9 protein-coding genes are annotated in these 12,273 nt (G+C 70.1%); 6 read left to right on the forward strand and 3 right to left on the reverse strand.

What is annotated here, in order from left to right; all coding sequences use genetic code 11:
• Nucleotides 1-58: 58 nt before the first annotated feature.
• Nucleotides 59-697, reverse strand: a complete 639-nt coding sequence (locus RV986_RS30910; protein WP_475924495.1) for a MerR family transcriptional regulator — start codon at nt 695-697, stop codon at nt 59-61.
• A gap of 153 nt (nt 698-850) precedes the next feature.
• Between RV986_RS30910 and RV986_RS30915 the strand changes: the two genes are divergently transcribed.
• The 4 genes from RV986_RS30915 to RV986_RS30930 all read left to right on the forward strand — a co-directional run bounded on the left by RV986_RS30915 (nt 851) and on the right by RV986_RS30930 (nt 4,615).
• Entirely contained in the window at nt 851-2,428 is a 1,578-nt protein-coding gene (locus RV986_RS30915; RefSeq protein ID WP_475920523.1) for a flavin-containing monooxygenase, read from the forward strand.
• A complete protein-coding gene (locus RV986_RS30920) occupies nt 2,425-3,369 on the forward strand; it encodes an alpha/beta fold hydrolase (protein WP_475920524.1) in 945 nt (314 codons plus the stop codon). Before RV986_RS30915 ends, RV986_RS30920 begins: the two co-directional genes overlap by 4 nt.
• A complete protein-coding gene (locus RV986_RS30925; protein ID WP_475920525.1) occupies nt 3,366-4,250 on the forward strand; it encodes an SDR family oxidoreductase in 885 nt (294 codons plus the stop codon). The genes RV986_RS30920 and RV986_RS30925 overlap by 4 nt, the downstream gene beginning before the upstream one ends.
• Nucleotides 4,251-4,336: 86 nt before the next feature.
• Nucleotides 4,337-4,615, forward strand: coding sequence for a hypothetical protein (locus RV986_RS30930; protein ID WP_475920526.1), 279 nt, complete (start codon nt 4,337-4,339; stop codon nt 4,613-4,615).
• 308 nt (nt 4,616-4,923) lie between these two features.
• Here RV986_RS30930 and RV986_RS30935 read toward each other — a convergent pair whose 3' ends face one another.
• Nucleotides 4,924-8,325, reverse strand: a complete 3,402-nt coding sequence (locus RV986_RS30935; protein ID WP_475920527.1) for a S41 family peptidase — start codon at nt 8,323-8,325, stop codon at nt 4,924-4,926.
• Between the two features lie 186 nt (nt 8,326-8,511).
• Between RV986_RS30935 and RV986_RS30940 the strand changes: the two genes are divergently transcribed.
• Complete coding sequence (locus tag RV986_RS30940; RefSeq protein ID WP_475920528.1) at nt 8,512-9,099, forward strand: TetR/AcrR family transcriptional regulator; 588 nt, start codon at nt 8,512-8,514, stop codon at nt 9,097-9,099.
• A gap of 131 nt (nt 9,100-9,230) precedes the next feature.
• Nucleotides 9,231-11,462, forward strand: a complete 2,232-nt coding sequence (locus RV986_RS30945; protein ID WP_475920529.1) for an MMPL family transporter — start codon at nt 9,231-9,233, stop codon at nt 11,460-11,462.
• Nucleotides 11,463-11,530: 68 nt separating this feature from the next.
• Here RV986_RS30945 and RV986_RS30950 read toward each other — a convergent pair whose 3' ends face one another.
• Nucleotides 11,531-12,175 carry a TetR family transcriptional regulator gene (locus tag RV986_RS30950; protein WP_475920530.1) on the reverse strand — a complete coding sequence of 215 codons (645 nt, stop codon included), beginning with the start codon at nt 12,173-12,175 and terminating at the stop codon, nt 11,531-11,533.
• Between the last annotated feature and the right edge of the window lie 98 nt (nt 12,176-12,273).

Below are 12,273 nucleotides of genomic sequence, written 5' to 3' on the forward strand. Positions count from 1 at the left end.
GTTGCGCTTGCCGACCCCAGGATGACAGGAACGGGAAGTACCTCGATGGGGTGAACCGTCAGGAAGTGGGGTTCTGGAGGCGTCGGCTGAGGCGGCGGTCCAGGGCCATCGACACTTCCGCCTCCACCACGCTCTTCGCCAGTGGGCGCAGCCGTTTGAGGTCGTCCGACGTGCGGTTCTCCGCGAGGACGATGGTGGCGAAGAGTTCGGCGAGGGCGTCGGCGTGGTCGCGGACGCGGCGGGCGGCGGTGAGGACGTCGGCCAGGGGGATGCCCTCGCGGACCAGGGCCGCCGAGACGTCCAGCAGACGGCGGCTGATGTGGACGATCTCGCCGCCGTCGATGCCGAGGTAGCCGAGTTCGAGGGCGGCGGCGAGGTTCTCCGGGGTGGCCTGGCCGCCGAAGACGTCGGCGAGTTCCTCGGGGGAGAGGCGGACGGGGGTTTCCTCGGTGGGCGCGCCCAGGCCCAGGAGTTCCCCGACGTCGCGGCCGTGGTCGAAGGCCTCGGCCAGCTCCGCGATGCCGTTGAGGGTGTGGCCGCGTTCGAGCAGCGCCGAGATCGTGCGCAGGCGGGCCAGGTGCGTGTGGTCGTACCAGGCGATACGGCCCTCGCGGCGGGGCGGGGGTATCAGTTTGCGCTCCCGGTAGAAGCGCAGGGTGCGCACGGTGATGCCGGCCTCCTCGGCCAGCTCCTCCATCCGGTACTCACGCTTCTCCGCCACGTGCGAAACCCTACGTCGTACCGTCGGTAACTTTCGTGGTCGGGACCCTACCCATCAGTACGGAGCTGCTCTAGTCTCCCCATTGCGCCAGTGTTCACTGGCGGAGTCGTACGGCTAGGGAGGCGTCGGGTGGGCGGGAAGGTCGAGACGACGGAGTACGAGCAGGAGTGCGAGCACGAGCCCGATCGCGAGCATGTGCGGGTGGCGGTGGTCGGGTCCGGGTTCGGCGGTCTGGGGGCCGCGGTGCGGCTGCGTCGCGAAGGGGTCACCGACTTCGTCGTGCTGGAGCGGGCCGGGAGTGTGGGCGGCACCTGGCGGGACAACAGTTACCCGGGGTGTGCCTGCGACGTGCCCTCGCACCTGTACTCGTTCTCGTTCGCGCCCCATCCCGACTGGCCCCGCACCTTCTCCGGGCAGGAGCACATCCGGGCCTATCTGGAGCACGTCACCGATGTCTTCGGGCTGCGTCCGCATCTGCACTTCGACTCCGAAGTGAAGATGATGACGTGGGACGGGGAGAAGCTCCGGTGGGAGATCGAGACCAGTCGCGGGTCTCTCACCGCCGATGTCGTCGTGTCCGCGACCGGGCCGCTCTCCGATCCCAGGATTCCCGAGGTTCCCGGGATCGACTCCTTCCCCGGCAAGGTCTTCCACTCGGCCCGCTGGGACCATGACTTCGACCTGCGCGGCAAGCGCGTCGCCGTGATCGGCACGGGCGCCTCGGCCATCCAGATCGTGCCCGCCATCCAGCCCGAGGTGGCCCGGCTGACCCTCTTCCAGCGCACTCCGCCGTGGGTGCTGCCCCGCGCCGACCGGGCCATCAGCGGTGCCGAGCGATGGCTGCACAAGCAGCTGCCCTTCACGACGCGGGCCCGGCGCGGGCTGTTGTGGGGGATCAGGGAGCTGCAGGTCCAGGCGTTCACCAAGCGGCCCGACGAGCTGGGCCTCGTCGAGCGACTGGCCAGGCGGAACATGGCACGAGCCGTACAGGACCCGGCGCTGCGGGCCAAGTTGACCCCCGACTACCGGATCGGGTGCAAGCGGATCCTGCTGTCGAACACCTACTATCCGGCGCTCACCCGGCCGAATGTCGACATGGTGGCCTCCGGGCTCGCCAAGATCGACGGCTCCACCCTTGTGGCCGCCGACGGCAGCACGGCCGAGGTCGACGCGATCGTCTTCGGTACGGGCTTCCACGTCACCGACATGCCGATCGCGGAGCGGGTCGTCGGCGCGGAGGGCAAGACCCTCGCGGAGGCGTGGCGGACCGGTATGAAGTCGCTGCGCGGCGCCAGCGCGGTCGGCTTCCCCAACTGGATGACGATCATCGGGCCGAACACCGGGCTCGGGACCTCCAGCATGATCCTGATGATCGAGTCCCAGTTGAACTACATGGCCGACTATGTACGGCAGTTGGACGTCCTCGGGGGGCGGGTGGCCCTCGACGCGCGGCCCGGCGCCGTGGACGGCTGGAACCACAAGGTGCAGGAGCGCATGAAGCGCACGGTCTGGAACACCGGCGGCTGCACGAGCTGGTACCTCGACGCGAACGGCCGCAACACCACCATCTGGCCGGGTACGACGACCGAGTTCCGTAACGCCACACGGCGGGTGGACCTGGGAGAGTACGAGGTGCTGCGCAATCCCCGGCCGGGCACCGGGAGTTCCGGCGATCAGCGCGCCGAGAAGGTGGAGGCCGGAGCGTGAGCCGACTGACTCAGGCGGAGCGCGGGGCGTACGCGCCGCCCGCGCCCGCGCGCGAGCTGACCGCCGTCTCCGCCGACGGCGCCCGGCTGCATGTCGAGGTGCACGGCCCCGTGAACGGCACGGACGGCCCGGACGGCCCGGCCGTGCCCACCGTTGTCCTCGCGCACGGCTGGACCTGTTCGACCGCCTTCTGGGCGGCGCAGATACGGGACCTCGCCGCCGATCACCGGGTGATCGCGTACGACCAGCGCGGTCATGGACGCAGTCCCGAGAGTGGGACCTGCAGCACGGACGCGCTCGCCGACGACCTGGAAGCCGTGCTCGCGGCCACCCTCGCGCCGGGCGAGAAGGCCGTGCTCGTCGGGCACTCCATGGGCGGGATGACCCTGATGGCGGCCTCGGCACGGCCGCGCTTCCGGGAGCACGCGGTGGCGGCCCTGCTGTGCAGCACGGGCAGTTCGCGGCTGGTGGCCGAGGCGCGGGTGCTGCCGATGCCCGCCGGACGGCTGCGCACCGAGGTCACCCGACGGATCCTCGGCTCGCGGGCGCCGCTCGGGCCCGTGACACCCGTCGCCCGGCGGATCCTCAAGTACGCCACCATGGGCGCCGGTTCGTCGCCGGGCATGGTCGAGGTGTGCGCGCGGATCGTGCACGCATGTCCGCGCAGGGTGCGGCACGCCTGGTCGCGGGTGCTCGATCTGCTCGATCTCGACCACGGCGTAAGGGAACTCGCGGTACCGACGGCCGTGGTGGTCGGTACCGCGGACCGGCTGACGCCCGTGGTGCACGCGCGCGCCCTGGTCGCGACGCTGCCGAACTGCGTCGGACTGACCGAGTTGACCGGACTCGGGCACATGACGCCGGTGGAGGCGCCCGCCGTGGTCACCTCCCGCATTCGCGAACTCGTTTCCACCTACGGAGAGATCAAGGAGGGCGCATGAGCAGGGTGAGCCTGGAGGGACAGGTCGCGGTCGTCACGGGGGCCGCGCGGGGCGTCGGCGAACTCCTCGCCCGCAAACTCTCCGCGCGCGGCGCCAAGGTCGCGCTGGTGGGCCTGGAGCCGGAGGCGCTCAAGCAGGTCTCCGATCGGCTGCACGGCGAGAGCGGCTTCTGGTACGCCGATGTCACCGACCACGAGGCGATGACGCGGGTCGCGGCCGAGGTGAAGGAGCGGTTCGGGAAGGTCGACATCGTCGTCGCCAACGCCGGTGTCGCGAACGGCGGGCCCTTCGTGGAGTCGGATCCCGTCGCCTGGCGGCGGGTCATAGAGGTCAACCTCATCGGATCGGCGGTCACCGGGCGGGCGTTCCTGCCTGTACTCATGGAGAGCCGGGGGTACTTGCTGCAGATCGCCTCGCTGGCCGCGATCACCCCCGCCCCGATGATGACCGCGTACTGCGCGTCCAAGTCGGGCGTGGAGGCGTACGCGCACAGCCTGCGCGCCGAGGTCGGTCACAAGGGCGTACGTGTCGGGGTCGGCTATCTGTCCTGGACCGACACCGACATGGTGCGCGGGGCCGATCAGGACGAGGTGATGCGCGAGTTGCGCCAGCGGCTGCCGTGGCCGTCCAACAAGACCTATCCGCTGGGGCCGGCCGTCGACCGCATCGTCGCCGGGATCGAGCGGCGCTCCAGCCATGTGTACGCGCAGTGGTGGCTGCGCGGGATGCAGGGCGTCCGGGGCTACCTTCCCGCGATCATCGGGGCGGTCGGGCAGCGGGAGATGCGGCGGTTCGAGCCCCGGCTCAAGGGCGTGGGAACGGGACTTGTCGGGGCCGGTGGGGCCGCCGACGAGCAGCGGCGCCAAGGGATCTCACCGTGAGTGACTGATCGAAATGCGCGCTATGTCCGTGCGTGTAAGTCTGGTCGAGCCCGATTCCCCTCACCCACAAACGGGAGTGAAACCTCATGGGCAAGAAGGACCAGATGCAGAACAAGGCCGAGCAGATGAAGCAGCAGGCGAAGAAGAAGATGGGCCAGATGGGTCAGGAGAAGGGCGCACCGAGTGAGCGCTCCTCGCAGCCCGGGGAGCGTTCCCCGCAGCAGGGACAGCGTTCCCCGCAGCAGGGCGAGCGGACTTCGCGGCCGGGTGAGCACTCCCCGCAGGGGCGTGACCGGTCGATCTCGGAGACCGAGCGTGTGCAGCGGGAGGCGAAGGACCGGCTTGACCAGGACTACGACGCGTAGCCGCTGCGCTTGGCTTTAGCGGGGATGGGGTGCCCTCCTTCTTGGAGGGCACCCCGTTCTTGTGTTTTGGGGAGGGGAAGGGGAGGGGCGGGGTGGTGCGGTGCGTTGTCGGGTGCGGGTGGGTGGGGGCTGGTCGCGCAGTTCCCCGCGCCCCTAAAAGCGGTGGGTGGGGGCTTGTTGCGCAGTTCCCCGCGCCCCTGAAGGCGGTGGGTGGAGGCTTGTTGTGCAGTTCCCCGTGCCTCTGGAGACGGCGGGTGGGGAAAAGCCAAGGGGGCGTGCGCCTCTTGTTGGCTTGCTGGGTTACTGGGTTACTGGGTTGGTCTCGGGGGGAGTTCTGGTCTTGATCTGTCCGGGACGTTTGTGTAGTCGGGTGGGGAGGCCGGGGGGTGGGTGGCCAGGAGGTCGAGGGCCAGTTGGATGGCGGTGTCCATCTCGGCGTGGCGGCCCTCCGCCCAGTCCAGCGGGGTGCGCAGGACCGCCAGGTCCGGAGGGACGCCCTGGTTCTCGATGGACCAGCCGTACGCGTCGAACCAGGCCGCGTTCATCGGCACGGTGATCACGGTGCCGTCGCCGAGGCGGTGGCGGCCGGTCATGCCGACGACTCCGCCCCAGGTGCGCTGACCGACCACGGGGCCGAGCTTCAGCAGTTTGAACGCGGCGGTGATCATGTCGCCGTCGGAGGCGGTCGCCTCGTCGGCGAGGGCGACGATCGGGCCTCGCGGGGCGTTCGAGGCGTACGAGACCGGCTGGGCGCTGCGCGTCAGGTCCCAGCCGAGGATGGTGCGGGTGAGCTTCTCGACGACGAGTTCGCTGATGTGGCCGCCCGCGTTGCCGCGCACATCGACGATCAGGGCCGGGCGGGACACCTCCAGGCGCAGATCGCGGTTGAACTGGGCCCAGCCCGAGCCGCCCATGTCGGGGATGTGGAGGTAGCCGCAGCGGCCGCCGCTCAACTCCCGTACGACCTCGCGGCGTTTGGCCACCCAGTCCTGGTAGCGCAGGGGGCGCTCGTCGATCAGCGGGACGACGGCGACCCGGCGTGAGGGGCCCCCGCCCGCCGCCGGGGCGAACGTCAGCTCCACCGTCGTACCGCCCGCGCCCGCGAGCAGGGGATAGGGGCCGGTCACCGGGTCCACCGGGCGGCCGTCGACGTGGGTGAGGACCGCGCCCTCGCGGATGCCGGTGCCGGCGAGCGGGGAGCGGGCCTTGGAGTCGGAGGAGTCGCCGGGGAGGATCCGTTTCAGCATCCAGCCGCCGTCGCGGCGGACGAGGTTGGCGCCGAGCAGGCCCTGCCAGCGCTGGTAGTGCGGCGGGCCCTCGTTGCGGCGGGCGGCGGCGACGTACGCGTGCGAAGTGCCGAGTTCGCCGAGGACCTCGCGCAGGAGGTCGGCGAAGTCGTCGGGGGACGCGACGCGTTCGACCAGCGGGCGGTACTGCGCGAGGACCCCGTCCCAGTCGATGCCGCACATACGGGGTTCCCAGAAGTAGGCGCGGGTGAGGCGGCCCGCCTCCTCGTAGGCCTGGCGCCATTCGGCGGGCGGGTTCACCTCGTGGATGATGCGGCGCAGGTCGATCCAGACCGTGGAGTCGGAGTCGCCGCTCTCGGTGGAGGGGACGGCACGCAGGTCGCCCTCGTCCACGACGACCAGTCGCGAGCCGTCGCCGCTCACCGCGAACGAGTCCAGGTGCTGGACGAGTTCGGACTTCTTCGCCTTGCTGATGTTGAAGAACTCCAATGTCGGCCGGCCGGTGGTGTCGTCGGGGTTCGCGAAGGTCTCGCCCAGCGCGCCCGAGATCGGCCAGCGCAGCCACACCAGGCCGCCGCCCGCGACCGGGTACAGCGCCGAGTACTTGGAGGCGGTGACCGGGAAGGGGGTCACCCGGCTCTCCAGGCCTTCGAGTTCGACGCTCACCGCGCCGTCGGCGCCCTCGTCCTCGACCGGGTCCAGGCCCCCGGCGACCGGCCGGCCGTCCGGGTTGAGGGCGAAGGGGGAGGGGGTGGCGGAGGACAGCGGGACGAGATAGGGACGGCAGCCGAGCGGGAAGGAGAGGTCGCCGGTGTGGACGTCGTACACCGGGTCGAAGCCGCGCCAGGAGAGGAAGGCCAGATAGCGGCCGTCGCGGGTGAAGACCGGGTTCTCGTCCTCGAAGCGGCCGTTGGTGACGTCGACGATCAGCCGGTCCTTTATCCGCGCGATCTTGATCTGGCGCAGGGAGCGGCCGATGCCCGGGTGCGACCACGCCAGCCAGGCGCCGTCCGGGGAGAAGGCGAGATCGCGTACCGGCCCGTTGATCGAGGTGATCAGCTCCGTGACCTGACCTTCCCCGGACTCCGTCCGGGAGGTGTCCCCGGATTCGTCGGTGGCGTCGGGTTCGTCGGTGGCGTCGGTGGCGTCGGTGGCGTCGGGTTCGTCGGTGTCCTCGGACTCCTCGGACTCCTCGGGCTCCTCGGGCTCCTCGGTGGCGTCGAGGAGCAGCAGCCGGCCGTCGTTCGCGGCGATCGCGAGGCGTTCGCCCTGTGGGTCGGACACCAGTTCCAGTACGCGGCCCAGCTCGCCGGAGGCGAGACGGCGCGGCCGGCGTTCACCGGAGGCCCGGGGGAGGAAGGCGATCTCGACGGCGTCCTCGCCGTCCGCGTCCGTCACATAGGCGACCTGGCCGCCGGAGCCGAGCATCTCGGGGAGCCGGACCCGTACGCCGGGGGTGTCCGCGATGGTGCGCGCGGGGCCGTCGCGATGGGTGAGCCAGTACAGGCTGCCGCGTACGACGACGGCGCTGGCCCGCCCGGTCTCGTCCACCGAGAGCGCGTCGACGTGCTGGGTCGCGGGCACCTGGTACGTACGCCGTCCCGCGCGCGGACCGCCCAGGCGGACGTCGAGGCGGCGCGGGACCGAGTCCGTGGACAGGTCGTCGACGATCCACAGGTCCCCGGCGCACTCGTACACGACCCGCGTGCCGTCGCCGGCGGCGTGCCGGGCGTAGAAGGCGTCGTGGTCGGTGTGGCGGCGCAGGTCGGAGCCGTCGTACGCGCACGAGTACAGATTGCCGACGCCCTCGTGGTCGGAGAGGAAGGCGATCCGGCCGCCGACGAACATGGGGGAGTCGAGGTGGCCGTCGAGGTCGGCGAGCAGCCGCCGTCCGTGCAGCCAGAGGCGGCCCGTGGCCCCGCCCCGGTAGCGCTTCCAGGAGGCGGGTTCGTGCGGTGGGGTGCCGGTGAGCAGGAGCGTCTTGCGTTCGCCGTCGATGTCGGCGACCTGGATGGCGGAGACCGGACCCCAGGGGAGTGCGCCGCCGGGGTCGCCGTCGGTGGGGACGCAGTAGGCCCAGGTGAAGTACGAGAAGGGCTGGCCGTGCGAGGCGACGGCGAGGATGTCGCTGTGCCCCTCCTTGTCGGGCGGCGACCAGCCGCAGACCTGGGTGTCCGCGCTGCCCCAGTAGGTGAGCCGTCGGCCGGAGCCGCCGTCCACCGGCGCGAGATGGATCTCCGGTACGAAGCTGTGCCAGCTCGTGTACGCGATGTGTCTGCCGTCGGGCGAGAAGCGGGGGTGGCACACCTTGGTCCGGTCGACGGTGAGCCGCCAGGCCCGTCCCGGCCCGTCGAGGGGGGCCACCCACAGGTCGTCCTCGGCCACGAAGCACAACCGGTCGCCGCTGAGGTGCGGGAAGCGCAGGTACCCGGATTCGGATGCGTTCTCGTACTCGTCGCTCACCTACCCATGTTTTTCCCCTGGGCGGGACGCGGCAACTTGTGGACAGGGTGATGGACAGGGTGATGGACAGGGTGCGTGCCGGGGCCGTGATGCAGTACACGTACGAAACGGTTTCGTTTCGTTGATCCTCGGGGTATCTTCATAGGTGTACGAAACCGTGTCGTCCGGAGTGGAGAGGTGAGTGGGATGACTGAAGCCGCAACGGTGCGTCGCAGTCGGATCACCCCCGAGCGTGAGGCCGAGCTGTACGCGGCCGTGCTCGAACTGCTCCGGGAGGTCGGCTACGACGCCCTGACCATGGACGCCGTGGCCGCCCGCACCCGGTCCAGCAAGGCCACCCTCTACCGCCAGTGGGGCGGCAAGGCCGAGCTCGTCGTGAGGGCGCTGCGGCACGAGAAGCCGGCCGCCGGCGACATCGACACTGGATCCCTGCAGGGCGACTTCCACGCGATGGTGAGGCGTGAGGACGACTGTGACATGGAGCAGAACTCCGCGCTGATGCGGGGTCTGGCCACAGCGCTGCACGGGAATCCGGATCTGCTGCGCGCCTTCCGGGAGTGGATCATCGATCCGGAGATCGAGACACTCCGCAAAGTTCTGCGGCGCGCTGTCGACCGGGGTGAGATCCGGGCGGACAACCCCGCCCAGGACTATGTGCTGCACATGATGTTCGGCGCCTTCGCGGTGCGCGGCATTCTCGACCAGCTGCCACCCACTCAGGCCTTCCTCACCTCGTACATCGACGCCGTGATCCTCCCCGCTCTCGGCGCCTGAGCCTGCCTGCCATCCCCGTAACGACGCCCTTCTGGACGACGCCTGTCTGCACCTGACGCGACCGCTCACGTCGTCGGGCTGATCTCCCCTGCCCTGTTGCCATCCCACGACCTGACCGGGAGTACGCCCTCGTGGCCACATTCCTTTACGAACTAGGCCGACTCGCCTTCAGGCGGCGGCATTTCGCTGTCCTGATCTGGGTGGCGCTGCTGACGCTGGCGGGTGTCGGCGCGGCCTCCGCGCCCGCCGCCGGCGCCTCTTCCTTCTCGATCCCCGGCACCGAAGCGCAGAAAGCTTTCGACCTGCTGGAACAGCGTTTCCCCGGGATGAGCGCCGACGGCGCGACCGCCCGTGTCGTCTTCAAGGCACCCGCCGGCGAGAAGATGGGGGACAAGGCCAACAAGGCGACCGTCGAGAAGACCGTCAAGGCGCTCGGCGACGGGTCCGAGGTCACCTCTGTCTCCGACCCCTTCAAGTCCGACGCGGTGAGCGACAACGGTTCGGTCGCCTACACCTCGGTGAAGTACAAGGTGTCCGGCATGGAGTTGAAGGACTCCTCGAAGACCGCCCTGGAGGAGGCCGCGCAACAGGCGCGGGACGCCGGGCTGAGCGTCGAGGTCGGCGGTGACGCGCTCCAGGCGACACCCGAGACCGGGTCCACCGAGGTCATCGGTATCGCGGTCGCCGCGGTCGTGCTCGTCATCACCTTCGGTTCGCTGATCGCGGCCGGGCTGCCGCTGCTGACCGCGCTGATCGGCGTCGGCATCGGTGTCTCGACGATCACGGCGCTCGCGAACGCCCTGGACCTGGGCACCACGACCTCGACCCTGGCGATGATGATCGGCCTCGCGGTCGGCATCGACTACGCCCTCTTCATCGTCTCCCGCTATCGGGCCGAGCTGGCCGAGGGCCGAGAACGCGAGGAGGCGGCCGGACGCGCCGTCGGCACGGCGGGCTCCGCGGTGGTCTTCGCGGGTCTGACGGTCGTGATCGCGCTGGTCGGCCTGTCGGTCGTCAACATCCCGATGCTGACGAAGATGGGAGTCGCGGCGGCGGGCACGGTCGCCATCGCCGTACTGATCGCGCTGACGCTGATTCCGGCCCTGCTGGGCTACGCGGGCCGCAAGGTCCAGCCGGCCGGCAAGAAGAGCAAGCTGCTCGGTGGCGGGCGTGCCGTGAAGAAGGAGGGCAAGCCCAACATGGGCACCCGCTGGGCGAGCTTCGTCGTCCGCCGTCCGCTCGCGGTGCTGGTGCTCGGTGTGCTCGGCCTGGGCGCCGCCGCGCTCCCGGCGGCCTCGCTCGAACTGGGTCTGCCCGACGACGGTTCGCAGCCGACGTCGACCACGCAGCGCCGTGCGTACGACCTGCTGTCCGACGGCTTCGGCCCCGGCTTCAACGGTCCCCTCATGCTCGTCGTGGACGGCAAGTCCAGCGACAACCCCAAGGCCGCGGCCACCAAGGTCACCGACACGGTCAAGGGCATGAAGGACGTCGTGTCGGTCAGCCCGGCGGCGTTCAACAAGGCCGGGGACACCGCGACGATCACGGTCGTCCCCGACTCCAAGCCGTCCTCCGTCAAGACCGAGGACCTGGTGCACGCCATCCGTGACGCGGGCGGCACCATCACGACGACGACCGACGCGAAGGTCCTGGTCACCGGCACGACGGCCATGAACATCGACTTCTCGCAGAAGCTCAACGACGCGCTGATCCCGTATCTCGCGCTGGTCGTCGGCCTCGCCTTCCTGCTCCTGATCGTGGTCTTCCGCTCGATCCTGGTCCCGCTGAAGGCGGCGCTCGGCTTCCTGCTGAGCGTGATGGCCGCCCTCGGCGCGGTCGTCGCGGTCTTCCAGTGGGGCTGGCTGGCGAGCCTCATAGGTGTCGAGGAGACCGGCCCGATCATGTCGATGATGCCGATCTTCATGGTGGGTGTCGTCTTCGGTCTCGCCATGGACTACGAGGTGTTCCTCGTGACCCGGATGCGCGAGGCGTACGTCCACGGGGAGAAGCCCCACCAGGCGATCGTGACCGGCTTCAGGCACGGCGCCAGGGTCGTCACGGCCGCGGCCGTCATCATGATCGCCGTCTTCTCCGGCTTCATCGGCTCCAGCGAGTCGATGATCAAGATGATCGGCTTCGGCCTCGCGATCGCCGTCTTCTTCGACGCGTTCGTGGTCCGCATGGCGATCGTCCCGGCGGTGCTCGCTCTGCTGGGCAAGAAGGCCTGGTGGCTGCCGAAGTGGCTGGACCGGGCGCTTCCCAACGTGGACGTCGAGGGCGAGGGGCTGCGTTCGGCGGAGGAGAAGAGGCGGAGTTCCGGCGACGGAGGCAGGGACGAGGACCGGAAGCTGGTACAGGTCTGATCCGACCCCGGGTCTCTTGATCTGCTGAGGGGCACCCCGCGTTGTGGCGGGGTGCCCCTTCGCCGTGTCTAGCGTGCGCCGACGTGCACGGTGGTGAGGGCATCGGCGTACAGGCCCAGGATGTCGGCGGCACCCTCCGCGCGCACCCATTCGTGGATCGCGGCGTCCGCGCAGCCGAGGGCGGCGGTGACGAGGGCGCGGGCGCGGGTGTCCAGTGTGCCGGTGGCACCGCCGTCGCCGTCGCTGAGGCGGGTGCGTACGTCGGGGATGAGGAGTTCCTGCCAGAGGAGCTGCTTCTCGATGTGACGTGCGCGCAGGGACGGGGTGTGGCTGAGCATGGCGCTGACGCGCAGGCTGCGGGCGGGGTCGTCGACGAAGCTGTCCAGGAGGACGGCGGCCGCGTGACCGAGGGCCTCCCACGCGGACTCGCCGGCCGGGCGGGCCCGCAGGGCGTCACGGACGCGCTCGCCGGCGCTCGCGAAGCTGGCGAGGACGACGTCCTCCTTGGTCGGGAAGTGCCGGAAGAAGCTGCTGCGGGAGACGCCCGCCTTCTCGGCGATCTGGTCGGCGGTGGTCTCGTCGAATCCGTGGGTGAGGAACAACTCCATGGCCGCGAGGGTGATTTCGGCGCGGACGGCTGCGCGCTGGCGCTCGCGGAGGGAGGGCTTGGGAGGTGCCTCGGGAGTTGGGGGGTTCGCCTGGTTCGCCTGCATGGGGTCAGGTTAACGGATCGCGATTCAATCTGGGACTCAGTGTCAGATTGGCAATGAGTCCCGTGTAGGGTCGCGGTGTCAGGCATGCACTGCGCATT

It is taken from the genome of Streptomyces sp. RLA012 (assembly GCF_056270325.1).

Bases quoted from the DNA above. Each gene is read 5' to 3' on its own strand.
- RV986_RS30910 (WP_475924495.1), bottom strand. From the start codon at position 697: ATGGAGGAGCTGGCCGAGGAGGCCGGCATCACCGTGCGCACCCTGCGC.
- RV986_RS30925 (WP_475920525.1), top strand. From the start codon at position 3,366: ATGAGCAGGGTGAGCCTGGAGGGACAGGTCGCGGTCGTCACGGGGGCC.
- RV986_RS30930 (WP_475920526.1), top strand. From the start codon at position 4,337: ATGGGCAAGAAGGACCAGATGCAGAACAAGGCCGAGCAGATGAAGCAG.
- RV986_RS30940 (WP_475920528.1), top strand. From the start codon at position 8,512: ATGACTGAAGCCGCAACGGTGCGTCGCAGTCGGATCACCCCCGAGCGT.
- RV986_RS30950 (WP_475920530.1), bottom strand. From the start codon at position 12,175: ATGCAGGCGAACCAGGCGAACCCCCCAACTCCCGAGGCACCTCCCAAG.